Origin of the sequence: Agrococcus jejuensis, from assembly GCF_007679035.1 — a bacterium.
GTDB lineage: Bacteria > Actinomycetota > Actinomycetes > Actinomycetales > Microbacteriaceae > Agrococcus > Agrococcus jejuensis_A.
The window spans coordinates 373,519-400,276 of the sequence record NZ_VEFR01000003.1; the positions used below are offsets into that span (position 1 = coordinate 373,519).

Annotated in this window: 22 protein-coding genes; 8 read left to right on the forward strand and 14 right to left on the reverse strand. The window is 72.7% G+C overall.

Annotation, left to right across the window (positions count from 1 at the left end; all coding sequences use genetic code 11):
* Positions 1–33 precede the first annotated feature (33 nt).
* A complete protein-coding gene (locus tag FS793_RS12250) occupies positions 34–1,026 on the reverse strand; it encodes a YihY/virulence factor BrkB family protein (protein ID WP_144720778.1) in 993 nt (330 codons plus the stop codon).
* Between the two features lie 63 nt (positions 1,027–1,089).
* Here FS793_RS12250 and ptsP point away from each other — a divergent pair, with 63 nt between their 5' ends.
* The gene (ptsP, locus tag FS793_RS12255; RefSeq protein WP_144720779.1) at positions 1,090–2,739 is read left to right on the forward strand and encodes a phosphoenolpyruvate--protein phosphotransferase; all 1,650 of its coding nucleotides are present in this window, start codon (positions 1,090–1,092) and stop codon (positions 2,737–2,739) included.
* Here ptsP and FS793_RS12260 read toward each other — a convergent pair.
* The 8 genes from FS793_RS12260 to sdhC form a co-directional block, all read right to left on the reverse strand.
* The gene (locus FS793_RS12260) at positions 2,736–4,319 is read right to left on the reverse strand and encodes a GTPase (RefSeq protein WP_144720780.1); all 1,584 of its coding nucleotides are present in this window, start codon (positions 4,317–4,319) and stop codon (positions 2,736–2,738) included. The genes ptsP and FS793_RS12260 overlap by 4 nt on opposite strands.
* Complete coding sequence (locus FS793_RS12265; RefSeq protein WP_260980144.1) at positions 4,316–6,085, reverse strand: dynamin family protein; 1,770 nt, start codon at positions 6,083–6,085, stop codon at positions 4,316–4,318. Before FS793_RS12265 ends, FS793_RS12260 begins: the two co-directional genes overlap by 4 nt.
* A gap of 34 nt (positions 6,086–6,119) precedes the next feature.
* Positions 6,120–6,926, reverse strand: coding sequence for a TspO/MBR family protein (locus tag FS793_RS12270; protein WP_144720781.1), 807 nt, complete (start codon positions 6,924–6,926; stop codon positions 6,120–6,122).
* Between the two features lie 102 nt (positions 6,927–7,028).
* Positions 7,029–7,856 (reverse strand): siderophore-interacting protein, encoded by an 828-nt coding sequence (locus FS793_RS12275; protein WP_144720782.1) that lies wholly within the window; start codon positions 7,854–7,856, stop codon positions 7,029–7,031.
* 125 nt (positions 7,857–7,981) lie between these two features.
* Positions 7,982–8,941 (reverse strand): succinate dehydrogenase iron-sulfur subunit, encoded by a 960-nt coding sequence (locus FS793_RS12280; protein ID WP_440130465.1) that lies wholly within the window; start codon positions 8,939–8,941, stop codon positions 7,982–7,984.
* 2 nt (positions 8,942–8,943) lie between these two features.
* Complete coding sequence (sdhA, locus tag FS793_RS12285) at positions 8,944–10,734, reverse strand: succinate dehydrogenase flavoprotein subunit (protein ID WP_144720783.1); 1,791 nt, start codon at positions 10,732–10,734, stop codon at positions 8,944–8,946.
* Between the two features lie 20 nt (positions 10,735–10,754).
* Positions 10,755–11,219 (reverse strand): succinate dehydrogenase hydrophobic membrane anchor subunit, encoded by a 465-nt coding sequence (locus FS793_RS12290; RefSeq protein ID WP_144720784.1) that lies wholly within the window; start codon positions 11,217–11,219, stop codon positions 10,755–10,757.
* Complete coding sequence (gene sdhC, locus FS793_RS12295) at positions 11,219–11,641, reverse strand: succinate dehydrogenase, cytochrome b556 subunit (protein WP_260980145.1); 423 nt, start codon at positions 11,639–11,641, stop codon at positions 11,219–11,221. The genes FS793_RS12290 and sdhC overlap by 1 nt, the downstream gene beginning before the upstream one ends.
* Positions 11,642–11,818: 177 nt before the next feature.
* Between sdhC and lipB the strand changes: the two genes are divergently transcribed.
* A complete protein-coding gene (gene lipB / locus FS793_RS12300) occupies positions 11,819–12,547 on the forward strand; it encodes a lipoyl(octanoyl) transferase LipB (RefSeq protein ID WP_144720785.1) in 729 nt (242 codons plus the stop codon).
* Positions 12,544–13,602, forward strand: coding sequence for a lipoyl synthase (locus tag FS793_RS12305; protein WP_144720786.1), 1,059 nt, complete (start codon positions 12,544–12,546; stop codon positions 13,600–13,602). The genes lipB and FS793_RS12305 overlap by 4 nt, the downstream gene beginning before the upstream one ends.
* 308 nt (positions 13,603–13,910) lie before the next feature.
* On the opposite strand, the gene FS793_RS12310 is transcribed toward FS793_RS12305, so the two are convergent.
* Entirely contained in the window at positions 13,911–15,071 is a 1,161-nt protein-coding gene (locus FS793_RS12310) for a glycosyltransferase family 4 protein (RefSeq protein ID WP_186329490.1), read from the reverse strand.
* A 114-nt stretch (positions 15,072–15,185) separates the two neighbouring features.
* Here FS793_RS12310 and FS793_RS12315 point away from each other — a divergent pair, with 114 nt between their 5' ends.
* Both FS793_RS12315 and FS793_RS12320 read left to right on the forward strand, forming a co-directional pair.
* Positions 15,186–16,298, forward strand: a complete 1,113-nt coding sequence (locus tag FS793_RS12315) for a mannose-1-phosphate guanylyltransferase (RefSeq protein ID WP_144720788.1) — start codon at positions 15,186–15,188, stop codon at positions 16,296–16,298.
* Between the two features lie 125 nt (positions 16,299–16,423).
* Complete coding sequence (locus FS793_RS12320) at positions 16,424–17,494, forward strand: BMP family lipoprotein (protein ID WP_144720789.1); 1,071 nt, start codon at positions 16,424–16,426, stop codon at positions 17,492–17,494.
* Positions 17,495–17,630: 136 nt separating this feature from the next.
* Here the strand turns inward: FS793_RS12320 and FS793_RS12325 are convergent, their stop codons facing one another.
* Positions 17,631–19,283: a glycerol-3-phosphate dehydrogenase/oxidase gene (locus FS793_RS12325; RefSeq protein WP_144720790.1), complete on the reverse strand. Its 1,653-nt coding sequence runs from the start codon at positions 19,281–19,283 to the stop codon at positions 17,631–17,633.
* Positions 19,284–19,377: 94 nt separating this feature from the next.
* On the opposite strand from FS793_RS12325, the gene FS793_RS12330 reads away from it, so the two are divergent.
* Entirely contained in the window at positions 19,378–20,154 is a 777-nt protein-coding gene (locus FS793_RS12330) for a triose-phosphate isomerase family protein (RefSeq protein WP_144720791.1), read from the forward strand.
* 68 nt (positions 20,155–20,222) lie between these two features.
* Here the strand turns inward: FS793_RS12330 and FS793_RS12335 are convergent, their stop codons facing one another.
* Genes FS793_RS12335 through FS793_RS12345 form a run of 3 tightly spaced genes read right to left on the reverse strand, consistent with a single transcriptional unit; the run spans position 20,223 to position 23,310 of the window.
* Complete coding sequence (locus tag FS793_RS12335) at positions 20,223–21,497, reverse strand: RuBisCO large subunit C-terminal-like domain-containing protein (RefSeq protein ID WP_144720792.1); 1,275 nt, start codon at positions 21,495–21,497, stop codon at positions 20,223–20,225.
* Between the two features lie 28 nt (positions 21,498–21,525).
* Positions 21,526–22,335, reverse strand: coding sequence for an HAD hydrolase family protein (locus FS793_RS12340; protein ID WP_144720793.1), 810 nt, complete (start codon positions 22,333–22,335; stop codon positions 21,526–21,528).
* 30 nt (positions 22,336–22,365) lie between these two features.
* On the reverse strand, positions 22,366–23,310 hold the full coding sequence (locus FS793_RS12345; protein ID WP_144720794.1) for a hypothetical protein: 945 nt from the start codon (positions 23,308–23,310) through the stop codon (positions 22,366–22,368).
* A gap of 191 nt (positions 23,311–23,501) precedes the next feature.
* Between FS793_RS12345 and FS793_RS12350 the strand changes: the two genes are divergently transcribed.
* Both FS793_RS12350 and FS793_RS12355 read left to right on the forward strand, forming a co-directional pair.
* Positions 23,502–25,013, forward strand: a complete 1,512-nt coding sequence (locus FS793_RS12350; protein ID WP_222123747.1) for an FGGY family carbohydrate kinase — start codon at positions 23,502–23,504, stop codon at positions 25,011–25,013.
* A 94-nt stretch (positions 25,014–25,107) separates the two neighbouring features.
* A complete protein-coding gene (locus tag FS793_RS12355; protein WP_144720795.1) occupies positions 25,108–26,604 on the forward strand; it encodes an FGGY family carbohydrate kinase in 1,497 nt (498 codons plus the stop codon).
* The last annotated feature ends 154 nt before the right edge of the window (positions 26,605–26,758 follow it).

A 26,758-nucleotide genomic window follows, 5' to 3' on the forward strand; every position in this document is an offset into this window, starting at 1 on the left:
CCTACCGGTGCACCACCGACGCGAGGCCCCGCGTCAGCGCTTGCGCGCCTGCTTCGCGAGGCGCTTGTGCGTCTGCCGCATGAGCAGGCCCTGCTTGGGGTCGGGCTTCTCGCGCTCGGCGATCTCGGCCTTGAGCGCTGCACGCTCGGCCTTCGCCTTCGCGATGGCCTCGTCGCGGGCGATCTCGACGTCCTCGAGGCGCGCGTACGCCTTGCCCACCGGTCCCACCGCGATCCACGCGAGCGCGAGCAGCAGGATTTGGTTGACGAGGCCGAGCCAGACGAGGATGCCGATGATGGCGGCGAACGATGCGATGACGGGGTTCGCGCCGCCCGACAGCAGCAGCGAGGCGAACTGCTTCAGCACGAAGAACGCGACGGCGCATGCGACCGAGGCACCGAGCAGCTGCTTCGCGGGGAGGCGGAGCCGGCCTGCGAAGCGGTACAGCAGCGCGACGATCGAGGCGTCGAGCGCGAACTGCGCCAGGATGCCGACGCCCTGGCCCACCCAGCCGATGCCGAGGGCGTCGGCGACCGCGCTCGTGACGACGAGGATCGCGGCGGAGGCGAGCACGAGCACGCCGATGCCGATCGCGACGCCGAGGTCTCCGAGCTTCAGCAGGATCGGCAGGCCGCGCGCATCCGGCAGCCCGAACACGGCGCGGAAGCCCTCGCGACTCGTGCCGATCCATCCGATCGCGGTGAACAGGATGCCGACCGCGGCGATCGCCGAGCCCCAGCCCAGCACGCTCGACTCGAGCAGCGCGTCGACGTCGAGCACGCCCGTCGACCCGGGCTCGCCAGTGCTGAGCAGGCCCGGCACGCTGCCTGCGACGGCTTGGATGACGCGGTCGCGCAATGCCGAGTCGCCACCGAGCACGAGCGCGAAGATGGCGAAGCCGATGAAGAGCGCGGCGAACAGCGAGAGGAAGGCGCTCAGGGTCATGCCCTGCGCGAAGACCGGTCCCTTCGTCTGCCCGTAGTGGGTGAATGCACGCACGGGACGCGACTGCATGATGCGTTCCATGGCTGTCTGCGCCACCGTGCCACCCCCGGTCTCCTCGGTGTCTGGACAGCGTAGTCTGGCGGCATGGCAGAGCTGCGTGGAGTCGGTGTCGGTCGCGGGATCGCGGCGGGAGTGGTACTGCGGATGCCGGAGCCGCTGGCTCCGCCGTCGACGGAACCGCTCGCCGGCGACGCCGCCGAGGAGACGCAGCGCGTGCAGACGGCGCTCGCCGCGGTGGCCGCCGAGCTGTCGGAGCGCGGTCGCACCGCAGGCGGCGAGGCGCAGGAGGTGCTCGAGGCGGCATCGCTCATGGCGCAGGACCCGGCGCTCGCCGACGACATCGCCGGCCGCATCGGCCAGGGCACGAACGGCGAGCGCGCCGTGCACGACGCGTTCGACCAGTTCAAGACGATGCTCATCGCCCTCGGCGGCTACATGGCCGAGCGCGCGACCGACCTCGACGACGTCTCGCAGCGCGTCGTCGCCCGCCTGCGCGGCGTGCCCGCACCGGGCGTGCCCGAGTCCGACGTGCCCTTCATCCTGCTCGCGCGCGACCTCGCACCGGCCGACACGGCGACGCTCGACCTCGAGCGCACGCTGGCGCTCGTGACGCAGGACGGCGGTCCGACGAGCCACACCGCGATCCTCGCCCGGTCGAAGTCGATCACGGCCGTCGTGGGCGTCGAGGGGCTGCTCGCCGCCGTCGAGGACGGCACGCGCGTCATCGTCGACGCGAAGACCGGACTCGTCGCGCTCGACCCGACGGACGCCGAGGTCGAGGCCGCGACGGCCGAGGCCGAGACGCGTGCGGCGCGCGCCGACGCCCCCATCACCGACGGCGCGCTCGCCGACGGCACGAAGGTGCCGCTGCTCGCCAACGTCGGCCGCCCCGAGGACGCCGCGAAGGCGCTCGAGCTCGGCGCCGAGGGCGTGGGCCTCTTCCGCACCGAGTTCCTCTTCCTCGATGCGAAGGAGGCGCCGTCGGTCGCGTCGCAGACCGACTCCTACACGCGCATGCTGCAGGCCTTCGAGGGCAAGAAGGTCGTCGTGCGCGTGCTCGACGCCGGCGCCGACAAGCCCCTCGCCTTCCTCAACGACGCCGAGGAGGAGAACCCGGCGCTCGGCCTGCGCGGCATCCGTGCGCTGCGCGCGAGCGAGCAGATCCTGCGCGACCAGCTCGAGGCGCTCGCGGCGGCCGACGCGGCCACGAACGCCGACCTGTGGGTCATGGCGCCGATGATCGCGAACCAGGAGGAGACGGAGTACTTCGTCGCCCTGGGCCGCGAGCACGGCCTCAAGACGGTGGGCGCCATGGCCGAGGTGCCCTCGATCGCCGTGCTCGCCGATCAGGTGATGGAGGCGGCCGACTTCGTGTCGATCGGCACGAACGACCTCACGCAGTACACGTTCGCCGCCGACCGCATGCTCGGCACGGTCGCGTCGTTCCAGGACCCGTGGCACCCCGCGGTGCTGCGCCTCATCCAGATGCTCGGCGAGGCCGGTGCCGCCGCGGGCAAGCCCGTGGGCGTCTGCGGCGAGGCCGCGGCCGACCCGGCGCTCGCCGTCGTCCTCGTGGGCCTCGGCGTCACGACGCTCTCGATGAGCCCCGCCGCGTTCGCCGACGTGCGTGCCGAGCTGCTCGAGCACACCCTCGAGCAGGCGAAGGCGAAGGCCGCCGCCTCCCTCACGGCCACGACGGCGCAGGGCGCGCGCGACGCCGCAGCAGCCGCCTAGCGCCGGGCGCGGCGCACGGCGTCGCCGAACGCCTCGGCGCGGTCGCGCTCGTGCTCGATCGGCTCGACGACCTCCGTGCGGGCGACGTCGGCGATCGCGGCACGCAGCCGTCGACGTGCACGGGCGCGCCGCGCCGCGCCGATCGCGCCGCCGAGCGCGGCGCCGAGCAGCCCCGTGAGGATGCCGAGCAGCACGCCCGCGACGATGAGCAGCGTCGGCACGGGCCATCCCTGCTCGACGGGCACCTCGGGAGCCGGCAGGCTCCAGATCGGCAGGAGCGCTGCGGCGAGCAGCCAGCCGACGCCCACGAGCGCTGCGCCGAGCGCGACCCACTGCACGATCGCCAGCACCACCCACCACCACGAGCCGCGCGCGCCGAGGTCGGTGCGGGCGACGGCGCGGTCGAGCGCGTCGGGCACGACGGCGAGCGCCTCGTTCGCCGCCTGCCGCACCGCTGCCCGCCAGCCGTCGCCGAGCCCCTCGGATGCGGCGTCGCCGTAGGCGCGCACCGCGAGCGATGCCTGCGCGCGCTCCGCCGACGACTGCGGCGGCAGCGCCGTGCGGTGCACGTCGGCGTCGCGGCCCCTCGCTCGCGTCGTCGGCAGCAGGTGGAGGCGGCGCAGCGGGTCGGCGCGCAGGCGCAGCAGCCACGCCGTGAGGATCCAGCCCGTCGTCTGGCCGGCGCGCTTGCGGTAGGAGGCGCCGGCCGCGCGGGCGACGGCGTCGACGCGCGCCGCGGTCGCGAGGCCGTCCGTGAGCCGCGCCCGCACGGGTGCTGCCACCTCGGGCGCGATGTCCGGCGCCTCGAGCCTGCCAGCGGCCGCCGCGACGTCGGCGGCGAGCCTGGCCGACTGCGCCGCACGCTCGCGTGCGAATCGCGCGATCGTGGCGCGCACGGCATCCACGCCCTCGCCCGTCGCGGCGCTGGCGTGCAGCACGCGCACGTCGGTGAGGCCGTCGGCGGCGAGCAGGCCGCGCAGCGAGGCGACGACGTCGGGCACGGCGTCCGCGGGCAGCAGGTCGACCTGGTTGAGCACGGCCGCCGTCACGGCCCCGTGGGTCGCCAGCGGCGCGACGAACGAGCGGTGGAGCACGGCGTCGGCGTACTTCTGCGGGTCGACGACCCACACGAGCACGTCGACCTGGCCCGCGAGCCGCTCGGCGATCGCACGGTGCTGCGGCTCGACCGAGTCGAAGTCGGGCAGGTCGAGCAGGATGAGCGACAGCGTCTCGTCGCCCGCGAACGCCGTCTCGACGTGGCGGCGGTCGGCGACCTGCAGCCAGTCGAGCAGCGCATCCGACCCCCGAGCGCCCCACACGGCGGCGAGCGGCTCGGAGGTCGTGGGCCTGCGCACGTGCGCCGTGGCGAGCTGCTCGCCGACGACGGCGTTGAGCAGCGACGACTTGCCGGAGCCCGTCGCACCGAAGAAGCCGACGACGGTGTGCTCGCTCGACAGCGCACGGCGCGACGCCGAGCGCTCGAGCACGACGCGGATCGCCGCGACGTCGGCGTCGTCGATGCGGCCCTCCCCGAGCTCGGCGGCGTCCTCGAGCGCCTCGAGCGCCGCGTCGAGCGTCATGCGCGTCCCTCGGCGGCGTCCGTCGCGACGGCCGCCATCGATCGCTCGAGCTCGTGCGAGGCATCCTCGAGCTCGGCCGGCGAGGTGCCCTCGCGCACGGGATCGAGCAGCGGCGCGTAGCGCGCGGCCTCCTCGTCGAGCAGGGCGCGCACGCGCTCGTCGAGGTCGTCGCGCGCATCCTTCGCCATGCGCCGCACGGCGTCCTCGCCGAAGATCGTCTCGAGCAGCTTCTGGCCCACGATCGCGGAGCCGCCGGCGATCGCGAGCTCGCCGCCCGTGAGGCCGCCCGTCGAGGCGAACACGATGACCATGAGCGTCACGGTGACGGCGTTGAGGCCCAGCGAGAGGATGCGCGCCTTCACGCGCTTGTCGCCCGCCTGGTCGGAGATGCGCTGCACGAGCGCCGACTGCCAGTCGCGCACGAGCCGCGAGGTGCGTGCTGGGACGTCGTCGCCCTCGCGCGACAGGTCGACGTCGGCGGTGAGCCATCGGCCGGCCTGGGTCGCCCGCACGCGCTGCCAGGCGTCGCCGGCGGCGCCGCCGGCCTCGTCGACGACCACGGCGTGCAGCCCGTGCTCGATGGCCGTCTCCACCTGCACCGCAGGGGTCGGGCGACCCTGGAGGAAGGCGCCGACGCGGTCGCGCGTGCGCGAGAACCAGCCCTCGATGGTGCGGAACACGTCGGAGGTGCCCACGAAGTCCTGCCAGCGCGCGAGCACCTCGCCGCGCAGCAGCGTCCCGTCGCTCGTGGCGGCGTGGATGCGGTCGGCGGCGTCGTCGTAGCGGGATCGCACGATGCCGGCGATGTCGTCGGCCGCGGCGAGCTGCAGCGCGCGTGCCGCCGCGACCTCGCGCGCCGACGCCCCGAGGCGGGTCACGGCCCCGCCGAGCGTGCGGCCCGCGATGCGGGCGCGCTCGGCGCGGTCGCCCGCGATGCCCGTGAGCCACGCGCGGATGCCCGCCACCGCGTCCGCAGGCAGCATGCCGAGGGCGTCGAGCGGCGACTCGACGACCGTGAAGATCGGGGCTGCGCCGAGGCCGCGCTCGCCGAGCATGCGGCGCAGGTCGGTCTCCACCTCGGCCACCGCGGCGGTCGGGACGCGGTTCAGCACGACGCCAACCGTCACGTCGCGGCCCGCGGCATCCTCGAGCGCCGCCCAGGGCACGGCGTCGGCGTAGCGGTTCGCCGTCGTCACGAAGAGCCACAGGTCGGCCGCCGCGAGCAGCTGGCCGGCGAGGGCACGGTTCTCGTCGGCGACGGAGTCGAGGTCGGGCGCGTCGACGATCGCGAGGTCGGCGGGCACGCGCTCGTCGCCCACGAGCACGACGGAGCCGATCCTCGTGGCATCCGGCTCCTCGCCTGCGGCGCTCGCCGGCAGTGGCGTCGCTTGGACCTCGCCCGTGATGCGCGCGAGGTCGGGCAGGATGCGCGTCGACGCGAACCAGCCGCGATCGCTCGGCGAATGCAGCAGGATCGGCTGCCTGGTCGTGGGACGGATGACGCCGGTACGTGTCACGGGCATGCCGACGAGCGCGTTGACGAGGGTGGACTTGCCGGCGCCCGTCGAGCCGCCCACGACCGCGAGCAGCGGTGCGTCGAGGTTCGCCAGGCGCGGCTCCACGTAGTCGTCGACCTGCTTGAGCGCTCGCGAGCGGAGGTCCCGCGCCGCGTCGACGCCCTCGACCGCGAGCGGCAGGCGCGTGCCGTCGAGCGCGCGCCGCAGGGTGGCGAGGCGCTCGAGCGCGGCGATGGTGGCGTCGGTCACGGCACCAGCATGCCGCAGCGGCCTGCGAGCGCGATCAGGCGATGGCGCCGTGGGCGCGACGCGAGCGGAGCCGTGCCGCGATCGTCGCCGCGGCGACCACGATCGCGACGATGATGGCCACCACGGCGACGGCGGTGCTCTCGGGCTCCGACGTTGCGCGGCCGACCGCGAGCCAGGCGACGCCCCAGACGATCGCGAGCATCGGGCCGATGCGACCCTTGCCGTACACGGCCAGCGCGATGCCGACCGCTGCGACGACGACGAGCATGATCGACGCGGGCAGCTCGAAGGCGCTCGGCTGCAGCCCCATGTCCGCGAGCCACGCGGCGACGTTCGCGACCGTCGCGACGCACACCCAGCCGAGGTAGAGGCCGAAGGTGCCGTCGACGACGACGCGCTCGATGATCGTGGAGGGTCGCGTGCGCACGAGCACGACGAAGATGACGATGAGCGAGAGCAGCAGCGCGACGATGATGACGACCGTGAGCGGCACGAGGCCGGAGGTGCTCGCGAGGATCCACGCGGCGTTGAGCACGAGCGAGGCCAGGGCGAGCCACCCCATGCTGCGCTGACGCGGCTCGTCGTGGTGGCGCGGCAGCACCTGCCAGATCGCGTACGCCGCGAGCCCGAGGTAGATGACCGACCAGATGGAGAACGCTGGGCCTGCCGGCGCGAGCGGCGTCGCGGTCGCTGCGAACGCGCCGTCGCCGCCCGCCTGCACCTCGGTGCCCCCGAAGGCGCCGGAGCCCAGCGCGGCAGCGGCGATGGTCACGGGCAGGGCGACGAGCACGACGATCGCGCGGATGCGGTCGACGGTCGTCGCGGTGCTGGCGTTGCTCATGCGTTCGACGCTAGCGATGGCGCCGGACGGCCGCTCGCGCTTGACAGTCCGCTCGCGCCGGTGATAGTCAGCCGGCTGATGAGTTCCCGGCGCGCGACGTCGCTACAGGATCTGGCCGATCGGCTCGCGCTTCTCCGCCTGGAAGCGGTCCTCCGTGCGGCCGTGCGCCCAGTAGCCCGACAGCGACAGGTCCTCGCGCGCGATGCCCTGGTGCCGCACGACGTCGCGGATGGCCTTCATCGCCTCGCGCTCGCCGTGCGCGAAGACGTGCGTGCGGCCGTCGACGAACGCGTGGCCCGCGACGGCGTCGGCGAGCACGCGGGAGGTGCCGGCCGTCACGGCCTCGCCGCGGTGCAGCCACACCACGTCGACGCCGGCCGGCCTCGGCAGCGGCAGCTCGTCGGCGGCGCCGTGCACCTCGACGTACGCGGTGCCCACGGCGGCGGGCGCGTGCTCGGCCATCCATGCGAGCGCGGCGCCGATGGCCGGGATGGCCGACTCGTCGCCGGCGAGCAGGTGCGCGTCGGCCGAGGCGTCGGGCGCGTAGCCGCCGCCCGGGCCCGAGAAGACGATGCGGTCGCCGGGCCGCGCCGAGGCGGCCCATGGGCCGGCGAGGCCCTCGTCGCCGTGCACCACGAAGTCGATCGCGACGCGGTCGGCCTCGACGACCGGCACCGAGTAGGTGCGCGACACCGGCAGCTGCTCGGGCGGGAGCGTCTGGCGCAGCTCCTCGACGTCCCACGGGGCGGCGAGGTCGTGCCCGGGCCGCGTGAACCAGATCTTCACGTAGCGGTCGGTCGCATCCGAGCCCTTGAACGCGGCCATGCCCTCGCCGCTCGCCCAGATGCGCACGAGGTGCGGGGCGCGCTGCTCGACCGCGACCACCTCCAGCACGTTCGTCGGACGGCTGCGGCGCGCGGGCGTGGACATGAAGCTCCTCGGGTTAGGCGAACCTCACCAACCTATCCGGCTCGCGTCTCGCGGGCGGTCCCCGGGGAACGCGAGACGGCCCGGAGCCGTGGGCTCCGGGCCGTCTCGAACGGTGCGTCAGCGCGTCAGGACACGCGGCCCGACGTCATCGCCGCCTTGACCTCGGCGATCGCCTTCGTCACCTCGATGCCACGGGGGCACGCGTCGGTGCAGTTGAAGGTCGTGCGGCAGCGCCACACGCCCTCCTTGTCGTTGAGGATGTCGAGGCGCACCTGCGATGCCTCGTCGCGGCTGTCGAAGATGAAGCGGTGCGCGTTGACGATCGCCGCCGGGCCGAAGTACTGGCCGTCGGTCCAGAACACGGGGCACGACGTGGTGCACGCCGCGCACAGGATGCACTTCGTGGTGTCGTCGAAGCGCTCGCGCTGCGCGATCGTCTGGTGACGCTCCTTCTCGGGCTTGCCGGTGGCCTGCAGGAAGGGCTGGATCTCGCGGAAGGAGTCGAAGAACGGCTCCATGTCGACGATGAGGTCCTTCTCGAGCGGCAGGCCCTTGATCGCCTCGACGTAGATGGGCTTCGAGATGTCGAAGTCCTTGATGAGCGCCTTGCACGCGAGACGGTTGCGGCCGTTGATGCGCATGGCGTCGGAGCCGCACACGCCGTGGGCGCACGAGCGGCGGAACGCGAGGGTCGAGTCCTGCTCCCACTTGATGCGGTGCAGCGCGTCGAGGATGCGCTCGGTCGGGTACATCTCGACGTCGTAGTCGACCCACTTGGGCTCGTCGTCGACCTCGGGGTCGTACCGACGCACGTTCACGGTCACCGTGAACGACTTCGGCTCCTCGATCTCCTCCGCGGCCTCGGCCGGGGGAGCGGGGTCGGCGACGGGCTCGCCGCCCGTGGTCTCGGGTCCCGCTGCGACCTCGCCGCCGATGGCGGTGCCGGGCTCGGAGGCGGAGACCGCCTGGCCGTCCGTCGTCGTCGCGTCGCCTGCCTCGGCAGCCTGCGCTTGGGGGTCACCGGCCTCGACCCGCGCCTCGCGCGGGGTGCCGGGCTCGTTCTTCTCGCTCTCGTGCGTCGCCATCGCTAGTACTTCCGCTCGGTGGGCTCGTAGATCGTCTTGCGCACCGGCTTCCAGTCGAGTCGGATGTGGTCGGTCGACTCGGCCGAGTGGGCGTCGCCCGACAGGTACGCCATGGTGTGCTGCATGTAGTTCTCGTCGTCGCGCTTCGGGTAGTCGTCGCGCATGTGGCCACCGCGCGACTCCTTGCGGTTGAGCGCGCAGACGACGAGCACCTCGGCGAGGTCGAGCAGGAAGCCCAGCTCGACGGCCTCGAGGAGGTCGGTGTTGAACCGCTTGCCCTTGTCGCGCACCGCGACGCCGAGGTAGCGCGTGCGCAGGTCGCGCACCGCGGCGGCGGCCTCGTTCAGCGTGTCCTCGGTACGGAAGACCTGCGCGTTGCGGTCCATCGTCTCCTGGAGCTCCTTGCGGATCTCCGCGACCGACTCGGTGCCCGTCGAGGCGCGCAGCTGCGTGAGCCAGCCCACGACGTTGTCGGCGGCGTCCGTGGGCAGCGGCACGAAGTCCGCCGTCTTCGCGTACGTCACCGCGTTGTTGCCGGCGCGCTTGCCGAAGACGTTGATGTCGAGCAGCGAGTTCGTGCCGAGGCGGTTCGAGCCGTGCACCGAGACGCACGCGCACTCGCCGGCGGCGTAGAGGCCGGGCACGACGGTGTCGTTGTCGCTCAGCACCTCGGCGTCGTTGTTCGTGGGGATGCCGCCCATGGCGTAGTGCGCCGTCGGGTACACGGGCACGCGCTCGACGACGGGGTCGACGCCCAGGTACGTGCGGGCGAACTCGGTGATGTCGGGCAGCTTCGTCTCGAGCACCTCGGCGCCCAGGTGGGTGCAGTCGAGGTAGACGTAGTCCTTGTGCGGTCCGGCACCGCGACCGTCGAGCACCTCCTGCACCATCGAGCGCGCGACGATGTCGCGGGGTGCGAGGTCCTTGATCGTGGGGGCGTAGCGCTCCATGAAGCGCTCGCCCGACGCGTTGCGCAGGATCGCGCCCTCGCCGCGGGCACCCTCGGTGAGGAGGATGCCGAGGCCCGCGAGCCCCGTGGGGTGGAACTGGTAGAACTCCATGTCCTCCAGCGGCAGGCCCTTGCGCCAGATGATGCCGACGCCGTCGCCCGTGAGGGTGTGCGCGTTCGACGTCGTCTTGAAGATCTTGCCGAAGCCGCCGGTGGCGAAGACGACCGACTTGCCCTGGAACACGTGGATCTCGCCGGTCGCGAGCTCGTAGGCCACGACGCCCGCGACGCGCTTGACGCCGTCGACCTCGGTCATCACGAGGTCGAGCGCGTAGAACTCGTTGAAGAAGTTCACGCCGTGCTTGACGCAGTTCTGGTACAGCGTCTGCAGGATCATGTGGCCGGTGCGGTCGGCGGCGTAGCACGCGCGGCGCACGGGAGCCTTGCCGTGGTCGCGCGTGTGGCCGCCGAAGCGGCGCTGGTCGATCTTGCCGTCCTCGGTGCGGTTGAACGGCAGACCCATGTTCTCGAGGTCGAGCACGGCGTCGATGGCCTCGCGCGTGAGGATCTCGGCGGCATCCTGGTCGACGAGGTAGTCGCCGCCCTTGACGGTGTCGTACGTGTGCCACTCGGCGTTGTCGTCCTCGACGTTGGCGAGGGCTGCGGCCATGCCGCCCTGCGCGGCGCCCGTGTGGGAGCGCGTCGGGTACAGCTTCGTGATCACGGCGGTCGAGGCGTGCGGTGCCGCCTCGATGGCTGCGCGCATGCCTGCGCCGCCTGCGCCGACGATCACGACGTCGAACTGGTGGTAGTGGATGCCGTCGGACACGGTCGACTCGGTCATGCTGGTGTGAGGCTCCTGGATCAGGAAATCGGGCAGAACGACGGCAGCAGGTCTGCGCTCGCGCCTGCGGGGCAGGGGTCGAACGTGAACGTGATGAGCGTGCCGAGCGCGATGAGGATGAAGGCGCTCGCGGCGATGGCGCCGAGCGCGATGCGGCGGAGCGGCTCGCGGTGCACGTAGTCGTTGACGATCGTGCGCATGCCGTTCGAGCCGTGGAGGATCGCGAGCCACAGCATCGCGACGTCCCACCACTGCCACAGCGGGTTGGCGAACTTGCCGCCGATGAACCCGAAGTCGATGGCCTGGATGCCACCGGGCGTGAACAGCAGGTTGTACGCGAGGTGGCCGAAGATCAGCACGACGAGCACGACGCCCGAGGCGCGCATGAAGATCCAGCCGGCCTTCTCGAGGTTGGGGCCGCGACGGCCCTTCGAGCGGGCGGGGTAGGCGTAGGGGGTGCGGGGGCTCTCGACGGTGGCGGTCATCAGTGCTCCCCGAAGACGTTCGCGAGGTGCGTGGGCGTGAAGCCGGCCATGAGCACGATCACGAGGCCGATCACGACCCAGAACAGGATGCGCTGGATGCGCGTCGCAGCCGGGAAGGCGTCGACGGCGATGATGCGCAGGCCGTTCATCGCGTGGAACACGACGGCGCCCACGAGTGCGACCTCGCCGAGCCCCATGATCGGGTTCTTGTACGTCGCGATGACGGCGTTGTAGGCCTCCGGGCTCACGCGGATGAGCGACGTGTCGAGCACGTGCACCAGGAGGAAGAAGTAGATGCCGATGCCCGAGATTCGGTGCAGGACCCACGACCACATGCCTTCGTTGCCACGGTAGAGCGTGCCAGCGATGCGAAGACGCGACGGCTTGGGATCGGCGAGGGTCGGGGTGCGGGAGCTTGCCACGCGTTCCCTCCTCACGAGATTCGTATCGAGCGGATGCCGTCACCGATCCTATGCCCGTCGTGCACGGCGACCTGACCACCCGTTCGGCAAGAACCGCGGTTCTTCGCCCGTCCGGCGCGTCGCGCGCCACGCCGGTCGACATTTCCGCACCGAGTGCAGAAACGCTATCGTCACGGCATGCGAGTGATGAGGCTCGGCCGCGAGGTCGACTACCAGGAGGCGTGGGCGCTGCAACGGCGCCTGCACGACGAGGTCGCCGCAGGCGGCGAGGATGCGCTGCTGCTGCTCGAGCACGCGTCGGTCTACACGGCCGGCACGAGCACGCAGGACTCCGACCTGCCCACCGACGGCTCGCCCGTCGTGCACGTCGACCGCGGCGGCCGCATCACGTGGCACGGGCCCGGCCAGCTCGTCGCCTACCCGATCGTCGCGATCGGCGAGCTCGGCGTCGTCGACTGGGTGCGCAGGCTCGAGCAGGCCATCCTCGACACGCTGCAGCCGCTCGGCCTCGAGGTCGAGCGCGTGCGCGGGCGGGCGGGCGTATGGCTGCGCGGCGAGGGCTCGCCCATCCTCGGCGGCCACCGCTCGAGGGATCGCAAGATCGCCCAGGTCGGCGTGCGCGTCGCCGGCGGCGTCTCGACGCACGGCATCGCCATCAACGTCGCGCCCGACCTCGCCGAGTTCTCGCGCATCGTGCCGTGCGGCATCACGGATGCGGGCGTGACCTCGATCGCCGTCGAGCGGGGATCCGCGCCATCGGTCGAGGAGATCGGGGATGCGTTCGCCGCGGCGCTGCTCGCCCTCGGCGTGGCGGCGGTGGCGGGGGCCGTGCCCGCGCCCGCATCCGCGCTGTCGTCCGCACCGGTGCCGGTGCCTGCTCCCGCATCCATGGAGGTCGCCGCATGAGCTGCGCGGGACCCGCGGGTGCGGTGCAGGAGACGACGCCCGCCCAGGCGCCGGCGGGGCGCAGGCTGCTGCGCCTCGAGGTGCGCAACGCCGAGACGCCCATCGAGAAGAAGCCGCCGTGGATCAAGACCCGTGCCCGCATGGGGCCCGAGTACACGGCGCTCACGGAGCTCGTCGAGGAGCAGGAGCTGCACACCGTCTGCCAGTCGGCCGGCTGCCCCAACATCTACGAGTGCTGGGAGGACCGCGAGGCGACGTTCCTCATCGGCGGCGACCAGTGCACGCGCCGCTGCGACTTCTGCCAGATCGACACCGGCAAGCCCGCGCTGCTCGACCGCCTCGAGCCCGGCCGCGTCGCCGCATCCGTGCGGCAGATGGGGCTGCGCTACGCGACCGTGACGGGCGTGTGCCGCGACGACCTCGAGGACGAGGGCATCTGGCTGTACGCCGAGACCGTGCGGCAGATCCACGCCGTGAACCCCGGCGTGGGCGTCGAGATGCTCGCACCCGACTTCACCGGTCACCGGCACCTGCTCGACGAGCTGTTCTCGACCCGGCCGGAGGTCTTCGCGCACAACGTCGAGACCGTGCCGCGCATCTTCCGCCGCATCCGCCCCGGCTTCCGCTTCGAGCGTTCGCTCGACGTGCTGCGCTGGAGCCGCGAGGCGGGGCTCGTGACGAAGTCGAACCTCATCCTCGGCATGGGCGAGACGGACGGGGAGGTGCTCGAGACGCTGCAGCAGCTGCACGACGCCGGCTGCGACCTCATCACGATCACGCAGTACCTGCGGCCGTCGCCGCGCCACCACCCCGTCGACCGCTGGGTCGAGCCTGCGGCGTTCGCCGACCTCGCCGAGGCGGCGACCGAGATCGGCTTCGCCGGCGTCATGTCCGGCCCGCTCGTGCGCTCGTCGTACCGGGCCGGCACCCTCTACCGGCAGGCCCTCGCCGCCCGCGGCACGGGCCAGACGGCGTCGATCCTCGCCGGCATGGGTGCGGGCGCATCGGCACCCGTCTCGGCACCGGGCATCACGAACGGCGGTCGCGCCGCTTGATGCGGCCGCCCCGTGCTCGGGGTCTCGCAGGTGCGCGTGCCGGGTGCACGGCGAGGGCGGCTGCACCGTCGGCTCGCTGCGCTCGCCTCGGACGCGGCCGCCCCGGTGCTCGGCGTCTCGCTCGTGCGCGTGCCGGGTGCACGGCGGGGGCGGCTGCACCGTCGGCTCGCTGCGCTCGCCTCGGATGCGGCCGCCCCGGTGCTCGGCGTCTCGCTCGTGCGCGTGCCGGGTGCGCGGCGGGGGCGGCTGCACCGTCGGCTCGCTGCGCTCGCCTCGGACGCGGCCGCCCCGCGCTCGAGGGGGACGGGTCAGGCGATCGCTGGGGCGCGGATGGGCTCGACGCCCGTGAGCGCGTGGCGCTGCGCCGCGGCGTAGTGATCGAGCAGCTCGTCGCACACGCGCGGCCACGTGCGCTGCAGCACGCGACGGCGACCCGCCTCGCCCATGCGCGCGCGCATCGCGGGCGACTCGGCGAGCGTGCGCACGGCATCCCGCAGCGCGCGCTGCGAGTCCGGCTCGAACAGGAACCCGGTGATGCCGTGGTCGACGAGATCGATCGGGCCGCCCGCACGAGGTGCGATCACCGGCAGGCCGGCGGCGGCCGCCTCCTGCAGCGTCTGGCCGAAGGTCTCCTCGGCGCCCGTGTGCACGAAGACGTCGAGCGCCGCGTACGCCGCGGCGAGCGCCGCGCCCGTGCGCTGCCCGAGGAACACGGCACCGAGCGGCGCCAGCGCCCGCTTCGCGGCGGCCATGCCCGGACCGTCGCCCACGACCACGACCTGGATGCCCTTCGTGCCCTGCAGCGCTCGCAGCCGCTCGAGGCCCTTCTCGGGCGCGACGCGACCGACGTAGCCGACGATCGTCTCGCCCTTCGGCGCCAGCCGCGCGCGCAGCGCCTGCGCCGCGGGGCCGACGCGGTGGTCGGGGTGGAAGGCGTCGAGGTCGACGCCGCGCGCCCAGTGCGCGACGCGATCGATGCCCGCCGCATCCAGGTCGGCGATCGACGCCGACGAGGGCGCGAGCGTCAGATCCGCCTGGTTGTGGATGCGCCGCAGCACCTTCCACGCGACGGGCGCGCCCGCCGACAGGCGGTTGCGGCGCGCGAAGCCCGCGATGTCGGTCTGGTAGATCGCGACGGACGGCACGCCCATGCGTCGCGCCTCGGCGATCGCCTGGCCGCCGAGCAGGAACGGGGATGCGGCGTGCACGACGTCGGGACGGAAGCGCTGCAGCAGCCCGTGCACCTGCGGGCTCGGCATGCCGACGGGGAACTCGCGGTACGCGATCGACGGCACCTCGAACACGGGTGCACCGTGCAGCTGCGTCGGTGCGCCGCAGCGCGGGGCGATGACCATCGCCTGTCGTCCGGTGGCCTGCAGGTGCTCGAGGACGCGAGTCACGGACGACGTGACTCCGTTGACCGTCGGCAGGAAGCTCTCGGTGACGATGGCGACGCGTTCGATCTCCACGCTGCCGACGGTAGGTACGCAGGGTGGCGGCGGGGCGGTGGATGGCATGAATGGCGTGTGAACGCTCCGCGTCGGTCAGGGGGCGCATCGCGCGGGCCGATAGCGTGACGGACCATGACGATCGACGGGTTCTACGGCATCATCCCCGCCGGCGGGGTCGGCTCGAGGCTGTGGCCGCTCTCGCGGGCCGACGCGCCGAAGTTCCTCCACGACCTCACCGGGTCGGGCCGCACGCTGCTGCAGTCGACGTTCCAGCGCCTCGCGCCGCTCGCGGGCGAGCAGCGCATCATGGTCGTCACCGGCCGCGCGCACCGTTCGGCGGTCGAGACGCAGCTGCCCGCCCTCTCCGACGCGAACATCGTGCTGGAGGCCGAGCCGCGCGAGTCGACCGTCGCCGTGCTGCTCGCCGCCGCCATCCTCGAGCGGCGCGAGCCGGGCGTCATCGTGGGCTCCTTCGCCGCCGACCACGTCATCGGCGACGAACGCGGCTTCCGCCGTGCGGTCACCGACGCGGTCGCCGCGGCCCGCACCGGCAAGATCGCGACGATCGGCATCACCCCCACGGAGCCCGCGATCGGCTTCGGCTACATCCAGGCGGGCGAGCCGTCGGGCATCGAGGGTGCGCCGCGCGTCACCGACGTCGTGCGCTTCGTCGAGAAGCCGAGCGCCGCGGATGCGCGCACCTACGTGGACTCGGGCGACTTCCTCTGGAACGCGGGCATGTTCATCGCCCGCGCCGACGTGCTGCTCGCCGAGCTCGCCAGGACCGAGCCCGAGCTGCGCGCCCACATCGACGAGCTCGCCGCCGCGTGGGACGACCAGGCCACGCGCGGCCCCGCGGTCGACCGGCTGTGGCCGCAGCTGAAGAAGATCGCCATCGACTACGCCGTCGCCGAGCCGGCCGCGGAGCGCGGCGGCATGGTCGTGGTCCCCGGCGACTTCGACTGGGACGACGTGGGCGACTTCTCGGCCGTCGCGAAGCTGCACAACGGCGCGCTCGGTGCCGACCGCCTCGCGATCCTCTCGGGCAAGGCGACCGTGCTGGCCGACGGCGCATCCGGCATCGTCGTCTCGACGACCGACCGCGTGATCTCGATGGTCGGCGTGCGCGACATCGTCGTGGTCGACACGGGGGACGCGCTGCTCGTGACGACGACCGAGCACGCGCAGCGCGTGAAGCAGGTCGTCGACGCCATCCGCCGCTCGGGCAACGCGACGGTGCTGTAGCGCGGGCCGGTCGATGCCGCGCGGGCGTCCCCCGAGCCGCTCCACGGCGCTGCGCGCATGCGGAGGATGCGCGGTGTGCGCGGGCTAGGGTGACAGCACCCGCACCGCCGCACCCTGGAGCACCGATGTCCCGCACCGCCCTCCGTCTCGCCGCGCCCGTCGCCCTCGTCGCGCTCGCGCTCACCGCCTGCCAGGCAGCGCCCGAGCAGGGCGGCGACGGCGACGCCGCCGCATCCGACGTCTGCGCGCAGATGGTGACGAACTCCGGCGGCCTCGAGGACCGCTCGTTCAACCAGGCCTCGTGGGCCGGCATGGAGCAGGCCGAGGACGAGCTCGGCGTCGACGTCAACGTGCTCGTCTCGACGAGCGAGTCCGACCTGGCCCCCAACGTCGAGGCGGCCGTCGGCACCGGCTGCGACTTCGTGCTCACCGTCGGCTACGAGCTCGCGGCCGCGACGGGCGAGGAGGCCGAGGCCAACCCCGACGTGCAGTTCGCGATCGTCGACGAGGTCGTCGAGGCGCCCAACGTGCGTCCCATCGTGTTCGACACCGCGCAGGCCTCGTACCTCGCCGGCTATCTCGCCGCAGGCGTGAGCGAGTCGCGCGTCGTCGCGACGTTCGGCGGCGGCAACCAGCCGCCCGTCACGCTGTTCATGGACGGCTACGTGCAGGGCGTCGAGGCGTACGACGCAGCCCACGGCACCACCACCCAGGTGCTCGGCTGGGATGTCGAGGCGCAGGACGGCATCTTCACCGGCGACTTCGAGAACGTGCAGCTCGGTCAGGCGACGGCGCAGTCGCTCATCGCGCAGGGTGCCGACGTCATCCTCCCCGTCGCGGGTCAGGTCGGCGAGGGCGCGTTCCTCGCATCGATCGACGCCGGCTCGTCGGCGCTCGTGATCTGGGTCGACTCCGACGGCTACGAGACGCTGCCCGAGGAGTACCACCCGCTGCTGCTCACGACCGTCGAGAAGAACACGCAGGCGTTCGTCGTGCAGGCGATCGGCGACCTCGTCGACTCCGGCGAGGTCACCGACGAGCCGCTCGTCGGCACGCTCGAGAACGAGGGCGTCGGCCTCGCCGACTACCACGACCTCGCCGACCGCGTGAGCCCCGAGCTGCAGGCCGAGCTCGACGCGCTGCGCGAGCAGATCGTCTCGGGCGAGGTCACGGTCGAGAGCCCCAGCGCCCCGTAGCGCCCCTGCGCGTCGCGCGCAGGATGAAGGCCCCGGATGCCGATGTGGGAGGCGCCCGGGGCCTTCGTGCCTCCCCGTGTCGCAGGCCGGGGAGGCGACCCGCCTGCGCCGGGATCGGCGCGGGCGGGAGTCTTCGTCAGGCGTGCACGCGCGCCTTCGCGACGCCGCCCGTGAGCCGCTCGACGTACGCGCGGTGGTCGGCGACCTCGCGCTCGACGCGTGCGGCATCCCAGCCGAGCATCGGTGCGACGAACGCGGCGACGTCGCGATCGACGTCGGTGCCGAGCGCGGGCTCGAGGCCCACCATCGTGCGGCGGTGCAGCAGGTCGACGAGCGTGGACGCCCCCTCGGCGCGGATGGCGTGGGCGAGCTCGGCGCCGACGACGGCACCGCGGCCCTCGCCGAACGTCGTCTGCAGCGCGGGCTCGGCCTCGTGCAGGGCCGCGATGGCCTTGGCTGCGGAGCCGTAGACGGCGACGAGCCGCTCGGCGATCGCGCCGCGCCACGGCAGGCTCGTCGCGAGCGCCGATGCCGCGCGGCGACCGCGCGCCCAGCGGTCGGTCGTCGCGCCCGGCAGCGGCTGCTGCGCCGTCTGCGACTTCGGCAGCGTGCGGCCGAGCACCTTCGCGACGACGTCGGTCGTCTGGCGGCCGAGCGAGATGTGCGGCGTGAGCTTGCCGCCGACGATCGTCACGAGGCCCGGCACCTCGTCGTGGCGCAGGATGAGGTGGCTGCGAGGGATCGCGCCCGCCTTGACGCCGGGCCGGTACGGCAGGGGCCGCACGCCCGTGTAGGTGTAGAGCACGTCGTCGACGGTGAGGCCGGCGCCGGGCACGAGCGCGTTCGTCTCCTCGAGCAGGTACGCCACCTCGTCGTCGGTGCCGCGCACGGTCGCCGGGTCGCCGTCGTAGCGGTCGTCGGTCGTGCCGATGAGGTAGCGGCCGTTCCACGGGATGACGAGGATCGCGCGGTTGTCGCGTCGCGCCTCGAAGTAGATGCACGAGTCGGGGGCGCCGGGGAACGGGTCGACGACGAGGTGCGTGCCGGTGGTGCCGCCGATCTGCCGCTCGATGCCGACGCGCTCGCCGAGCTCGTCGACCCAGGGGCCGGCGGCGTTCACGACGCATGCGGCGTCGATCGCGAACGTCTCGCCCGTGAGCACGTCGCGCGCGTCGATGCCGGTCACGCGGGCGCCGTCTCGTCGCAGCGCGACCGCCTCGACGTAGGTGGCGACGTCGGCGCCCGCCTGGGCTGCCGAGATCGCGGTCTCGAGCACGAGGCGCTCGGGGAAGGTCACCTGGCCGTCGTAGTAGCGCACGGCGCCGCCGAGGTGGCGCTTGTCGAGGCCGGGCAGCTCGGCGTCGAGCGACTTGCGGCCCATGTGGCGCGTGGCGGGCATCGACTTGCCCGCCGACAGCACGTCGTACAGGGTCACGCCGGCGCGGAACATCCATCCGGGCAGGTGGTTGTGGCGGTAGAGCGGCACGACGAACCCGAGCGGCTGCACGAGGTGCGGTGCGATGCGCAGCAGGCTCTCGCGGTCGTGGAGCGACTCGTAGACGAGCGGCACCTCGCCGTGCTCGAGGTAGCGCAGGCCGCCGTGGATGAGGCGGGAGTTCCACGACGACGTGCCGATGGCGAGGTCGCCGCGCTCGACGAGCGCGACGGAGAGGCCGCGGGTGGCGGCGTCGCGTGCGATCGCGACGCCGTTGATGCCGCCGCCGACCACGAGGAGGTCGTAGGAGCCGGCGCTCAGGCGAGCGGCGTCGGCACGGGCGAATCCGGTCATGCTCTGTCTCCATCGACGGCGCATCGCGCGTCCATGCGCGGTGCGGCTAGGCTGTCTATACAACCATACACAACCTCGACGATGAGGAGCCAGGGTGACGACGCAGCTGCCGACGACCATGACCGGATGCAGCCCCAAGGGGTACCTGACGGCGGAGGCCGCACGCGAGTGGATCGCGGTCGTGCGCGACGGCCTCGCGGCCACCGGCGGCGAGGGCGCGTTCGCATGCATGCCGTACCCGCTCGTCGCGCAGACGATCGAGGCGCTCGCGCCGCTCGGCGCGCTCGTGGGCACGCAGGACGTCTCCGCGCACCCCGTCGGACCGTTCACGGGCGAGGTCAGCGCCGAGCTGCTCGCCGGGCTCGGCTCGACGCTCGCGATGGTCGGGCATCCCGAGCGCGTGCGCCACGTCGGCGAGGGGCCCGAGGACTTCGCCGCGAAGTCGGAGGCCGCTGCCGCGCACGGCATCGTGCCGATCCTCATCGTCGGGGAGCCCGAGCGCGGGCGCGACCCGGAGGACATCATCCGTCCGCAGCTCGACGTGGCCTTCGCGCGCGTGCCCGACGACGCGCCCGTCGTGGTCGCGTACGAGCCCACGTGGGCCATCGGGGCGCCGGAGCCCGCACCGCCGTCGCACGTGGTCGACGTCGTCGAGCGGATCCGCGGCATGCTCGCCGAGCGTGCAGGGGAGTCTCGCGTGCTCTACGGCGGCAGCGCCGGCCCCGGCACCTTCGCAGCGATCGCGGCGCACGGTCGCGAGGTCGGCCGCCCGGACGGCATCCCCGACGGCGTGTTCCTGGGCCGCGCGGGCGTCGACCCGCGGGGCTTCCTCGCGGCGGTCGCCGAGGTGCGCGAGGCGACGGCGGGCTGACCGCCCGGCTACGTCTCGGGACGCGCTCCTCGGCCAGCTGGGCGGGGATCGCGTCCCGAGGGCCTCGGTCAGTCGAGCGCACCCCACGCGTCGATCGCCTGTCGCAGCTCCTCGTGCTCGGCGACGGCATCCGCCAGCGGCACGCCCGCGACGCGCGCGTCGATCGCCTGTCGCATCGCGCGCACGCCCGCGGCAGCGCCGCCGGGGTGGCCCTGGATGGCGCCGCCGGCGCCGAGGATCGTGTCGACGCCCAGGTCGGTGACGTAGCGGTCGACCGTGCCGGGGTGCACGCCGCCGCCGATGATCGGCATCGTGGGTCGCAGCCCGGGGCGCGGCAGCAGCATCTGATGCGCCGTGCGCACGTACGAGAGCCTGCGGATGGAGCCGCCGCCGTAGGGCGTCTGCACGAGCGCCATGTCGGCGCCGGCCATGCGCGGCAGCAGCCCCATGGCGATGGGCGCGGACATGCCGGTCGCCGGTCCCTCGAAGAACGGCGCGGCGCCGGCGAAGTGGCCGAGCACGGGCACGTCGACGGCGTCGGCGAGCGCCTCGAGCGAGCCGTAGCCCGCCGTGGCGTACGTCACCATGACGGCACGGGCGCCCGCATCCACCGCGCGCCTGGCCGTGTCGAGCATGCGATCGGGGCGATCGGTGACGTTGGGCACGTAGACGGTCTCGATGCCGGTCTCGCCGGCCGCCTCCTTCGCCGCCGCCGTGAAGAGGCGCACGCGCTCGACGACGGGGGAGTAGGGCGGGTTGGCGATGAGCTCGTCGTCCTTGATGAGGTCGATGCCGCCGAGCGCCGTCTCGCGGAAGATGTCGCGTGCGGCCTCGGGCGTGAGGCCCGCGCACGGCTTGATCATGTTGAGCAGCAGCGGCCGGCCCTGCACGCCCGTGAGCGCGCGCAGCCCCTCCACGCCCAGCTTCGGGCCCGCGAGCGCATCGCTGAGCGAGTCGGGCAGCTCGACGTCGACGAGCTTGGCCTCGACCGACGTCGACGAGTCGTTGCCGAGCAGCGTCGTGAGCAGCATGGGGATGGAGTCGCCCACGTTGATCGTGGGCAGCGCGATGCGCACGAGGTAGCCGAGCCGTTCGGGCGCGTCGCCGACGTCGATGGGCGGCACGGAGAGCACGCTGAGCACGCGCGCCTCGTGACGGGCGCGCATCTCGTCGGTGATGCCCGGCACCGGCAGCCACGTGCCGATCGTCTGCCCCACGGCGAAGCCCGTCATGCGGGCCAGCGCGTCGGCGTCGGCAGGCAGGTCGAGCGCGTACGTCGCGACGACGTGGTCGCCGCCGCGCAGCTGCTCGGGGGTGGCGAAGAGATCGAGGGCGGAGGGCATGCGGATGCCTTTCGAGCGCGGGCGCGGCTCAGGCCGCGGCGAGGTGGGCGACGAGGGTCTCGAGGATCTCGGCGGCGCCGTCCTCGGCGTGGTGGCCCGTCTGCCGGGTGGTGACGGCGAGCACCTCGTCGCGTGCGTTGCCCATCGCGACGGGGTGGCCGATGCGGCGCAGCCAGATGACGTCGTTGCCGCCGTCGCCGATGCCCAGCACGTCGGCGGGGTCGATCGCGTCGCCGAGCAGCAGGTCGAGGGCCGTCGACTTCGTCGCGTGCGGGGCGACGAACTCGAAGAAGACGTCCATCGATCGCTGTCCCTGCGGCACGCGCTGCAGGATCTCGACGGCGGCGGCGTCGAGCTCGTCGGGCGTGCCGTGCAGCATGATCTTCAGGATCTCGCCGGGCCCGACGTCGTCGATCGAGCCGACGCGCACGTCCTGCTCGTTCAGGGCCGTGAGCGTGTCGGCGAGCAGGCCGGGAGCGTCGACCCAGATGTCGTCCCGCGTCCACCAGGTCAGGCCCAGGTCGAGGTCGCGGTGCAGCGCGACGAGCGTCGCGACGTCGTCGTCGCCGAGCGGGATGGTGCGCAGGTCGCGGTCCTCGACCGGGTCGAACACGACCGATCCGTTCGAGGCCGCGACGGGGTTCTCGATGCCGAGCTCGCGCGCGAGCTCGAGGACGCTCCTGCGTGAGCGCCCCGTGAGCAGGTAGACCGGGAGCCCGGCGTCCAGGACGCCGGCGATCGCCGCCGCCGTGCGTGTGCTGACCCGATGGTCGGATCCCGCGATCGTGCCGTCGACGTCGACGGCCACGGCGCGCACGCCTGCCAGGCTCCCGGTCATCTGCTCGCTCCTATCGATCGATCGGCCGGCTCACGCCACGGCGGGGATGAGCGCCCCCAGGCCGAGGACGAGCGTGGTCGCGGGGAAGATCGCGAACGCCGGCGGGTCGATGTGGGTGTCGCCGTGGCTCAGCGAGATGCGGGCGAAGAGCTCGCCGAGCAGCGCGCCGATGAGGCCGACGACGGCGCCGATGACCACGGCGAGCCACGTCATCTCGCCGACGAGCGGCAGGAACGTGACGGCGCCGAGGCCCGCGGGCAGGGTGATGTGGTGCGTGACGGGCATCGGGTGGCCTGCGGAGGCGAACGCGAGCGACACGGCCGAGACGCCGAACATGAGCACCTGCGCGTTGCCGGCGACCTGCGGGTACGCCTCGAGCACGGTCACCGCGGCGAAGGCGGCGAGCAGGCCGGCGAAGACGCCGAGCACGGTGAGGGGGCCGAAGCGCTCCTGGTGCTCGACCCAGCGGCCGGTCTCGGTCGGCTCGTACGCCGCCCATCCGCTCTTGCCGGAGTCGTTCCTGGGGAACAGGCCCTTCTTGCCGAAGGCGAGGCGCGCGACGATCGCCGAGATGATGACGGTGAACGCGACCGAGTCGGTGTTGGCACCGAACCACGGGATGATCGCGACGACCTTCTGGATCAGGTAGCCGAGCACGCCGAAGCCGGCGCCGACGAGCAGCACGTCGGGCTTCGCGAGGCTGGCGAGCGGCAGCGCGATGTCGCGGGCGTTCGTGCCGTAGCGGCGACCGGCGTACGCGACGGCGGCGACGCCACCGGCGAAGGCGATGTGCGGGCCGAAGACGGGGCCGAAGGCGACGTCGCCGAGGAAGGCGGCGTCCCCCGATCCGATCAGCACGGCGAAGCCGGTGAGCACCATGAAGCCGGTGAAGATGAAGGCGTGGAGGCCTCCGATCGCGGCGCCGAAGAAGCCACCTGCGGCTGCTCCGAGGATCGAGATGAGGTCGATGTCCATGCAGTTTGTCCTTTGCGTCACGTCATCGTGCACGGCGGATCCTGCGTGATCCGCACCTGGGGTGGCCCCCGAGCGTACCGATCGTATCCATGCCCATCAGACAGGGCAATACTTGACTAGACAAGTGGAGTCCGCCTAGGTTCCTGACCAGCCAGCCGCACCGTCGCGGCGCCGGCGTCCATCACGACGAAGTGAGCACGACCATGGTCAAGTACATCCTGGGCATCGACGAGGGAACGACGAGCGCGCGCGCGTTCGTCATGGACGAGGACACCAACGTCGCGGGGTTCGGCCAGGCCGAGCTGACCCAGATCTACCCGCGCAACGGCTGGATCGAGCACGACCCGATGCAGATCTGGAACGTGCAGCTCGAGGTCATCCGGGCCGCGCTGCGCGACGCGGGCATCACGCCCGACCAGCTCTCGGGCGTGGGGCTCACCAACCAGCGCGAGACCGGCATCGTCTGGGAGAAGGACACCGGCCGCCCCATCTTCAACGCGATCGTGTGGGCATCGCGCCACTCGGTCGACATCGTGCAGGGCTGGATCGATCAGGGCATCGGCGACCTCATCCAGGAGCGCACCGGCCTCATCCCCGACGCGTACTACACGGCCTCGAAGATCCGCTTCATCCTCGATGCCGTGCCCGGTGCGCAGGAGCGCGCCGAGCGGGGCGAGCTGCTCGCGGGCACCGTCGACACGTGGCTCATCTGGAACCTCACGGGTCGCCGCTCGTTCGTCACCGACTACTCGAACGCGTCGCGCACGATGATGATGAACCTCGAGACCCTGCAGTGGGACGAGGAGCTGCTCGGCCACTACGGCATCCCCAAGGGGATGCTCGCCGAGATCGTGCCGTCGGACTCCGACTTCGGCTCGATCGAGCCCACCTTCGGCGCCGACGTGCGCATCGGCTCGAACCTCGGCGACCAGCAGGCCGGCCTCTTCGGCCAGGCCGCGTTCAAGCAGGGCCAGGTGAAGATGACGTACGGCACGGCCGGCGTGCTGAACATCAACTGCGGCCCGACGCCGCAGCGCATCGAGGGCCTCACCCCGTCGCTCGCCTGGGGCGTGCAGGGGCAGACGGCGTACGAGATCGAGGGCGTGCTCTTCGCCATGGGCAAGACCATGCAGTGGCTGCGCGACGACCTGCAGCTCATCCACGCCGCGCCGGACTCCGAGTGGTACGCCGGCCAGGTGCAGTCCACCGAGGGCGTCTACCTCGTGCCCGCCTTCACGGGCCTCGCCGCACCCACGTGGGACCCGCACGCACGCGCGGCGATCATCGGCATGTCGAACGCGACGAACCGCCTGCACATCATCCGCGCCGCGGTCGAGTCGATGGTGTTCCAGACGCGCGACGTCGTCGAGGCGGCGCTCGCCGGCTCGGACCTGACGATCCCCGAGCTGCGCGTCGACGGCGGCGCCGTGAAGAACAACCTGCTGTGCCAGCTGCAGGCCGACATGCTCGGCATCCCGGTCATCCGGCCGAAGAACGCGGAGGCGACGATCTTCGGCGCCATGCTGCTCGCCGGCCTCACCACTGGCGTCTACGACAGCCTCGACGAGCTCGAGGCCAAGTGGGCCGTCGACCGCGTGTTCGAGCCGCAGATGAGCCGCGACGAGGCCGACGCGAAGTACGCGGGCTGGCGCGCCGCCCGTGAGCTCACGAAGGGCTGGACCAAGAAGGTCGACATCTCGTAGCCGATCGGATGCGCCGGGCTGCGACCGCGGCCCGGCGCCTCCATGTCGCCGCCCTCCCCATCGTCATCGACCCGACCGCAGAGAAGAGACCCCCATGACCCAGTACATCCTCGGCATCGACGAGGGCACGACGAGCGCCCGCGCCTTCGTGATCGACGAGTCCCTGAACGTCCTCGGCCTCGGGCAGGCGGAGCTGACGCAGATCTACCCCAAGGCCGGCTGGCTCGAGCACGACCCCATGCAGATCTGGAACACGCAGAAGGACGTCATGGAGCAGGCGCTGTCGCAGGCCGGCATCACCGCCGACCAGCTGACGGCCGTCGGCCTCACGAACCAGCGCGAGTCGGCGCTCGTGTGGGACCGCGAGACGGGCCGCCCCATCCACAACCTCATCGTGTGGGCGTCGCGCCACTCCGACGAGATCGTCGAGCGCTGGGTGGCGTCGGGATTCGGCGAGCTCATCCAGGAGCGCACGGGCCTCGTGCCCGACGCGTTCTACGCCGCATCGAAGATCCGATGGATCCTCGACCACGTCGAGGGTGCGCAGGAGCGCGCCGAGCGCGGCGAGCTGCTCGCCGGCACCGTCGACACGTGGCTCATCTGGAACCTCACGGGCCGCGAGGTGTTCGCGACCGAGCCGTCGAACGCGTCGCAGACGATGCTCATGAACCTCGACACCGTCGACTGGGACGACGACCTGCTGCGCGAGATGCGCATCCCGCGCTCGATGCTGCCGGAGATCCGCAACTCGGACTCGCACTTCGGCACGATCGAGGCGACCTTCGGCGCGCCCGTGCCGATCGCGTCGAACCTCGGCGACCAGCAGGCCGGCCTCTTCGGCCAGGCCGCGTTCCGCCAGGGCCAGGTGAAGATGACGTACGGCACCGCCGGGGTGCTGAACATCAACAACGGCGACACCCCGTTCCGGCCCGAGGGCCTCACGCCGAGCGCCGCGTGGAACGTGCAGGGGAACCTGCAGTACGAGACCGAGGGCGTCGTGTACGCCATGGGCAAGACGATGCAGTGGATGCGCGACGACCTGCAGCTCATCCACGCCGCGCCCGACTCCGAGTGGTACGCGGGCCAGGTGCAGTCGACCGACGGCGTCTACCTCGTGCCCGCGTTCACGGGCCTCGCTGCCCCGACGTGGGACCCGACGGCGCGTGCCGTCATCGTGGGCATGTCGAACGCGACGAACCGCCTGCACATCATCCGCGCCGCGGTGGAGTCGATGGTGTTCCAGACGCGCGACCTCGTCGAGGCGGCGGTCGCGGGATCGGGGTTCGAGATCCCCGAGCTGCGCGTCGACGGCGGTGCGGTGAAGAACAACCTGCTGTGCCAGCTGCAGGCCGACGTCCTGGGCATCCCCGTCATCCGGCCCAGGAACTCGGAGGCGACGATCTTCGGCGCCATGCAGCTCGCGGGCCTGTCGACGGGCGTCTACAAGGACCTCGCGGAGCTCGAGTCGCTCTACGCCGTCGACCGCGTCTTCGAGCCCGAGATGAGCCGCGACCAGGCCGACGCGCAGTACGCCGGCTGGACGGCCGCGCGCGACCTCACGAGGGGCTGGACGAGGAACGTGGCGGCGTAGGCGGCACCAGCACCAGCTGGTCGAGGAGCGCGCGAGCCCCTGGGCGAGCCCGCGTCACGAGACCACGCGATCGCGGCTCCTGCCCGACCATGCGCGTGGTCGCGTCGAGCGGGTGCGTCGCGTGGTCTCGTGACGGCTCCTCGCTGCGCTCGGG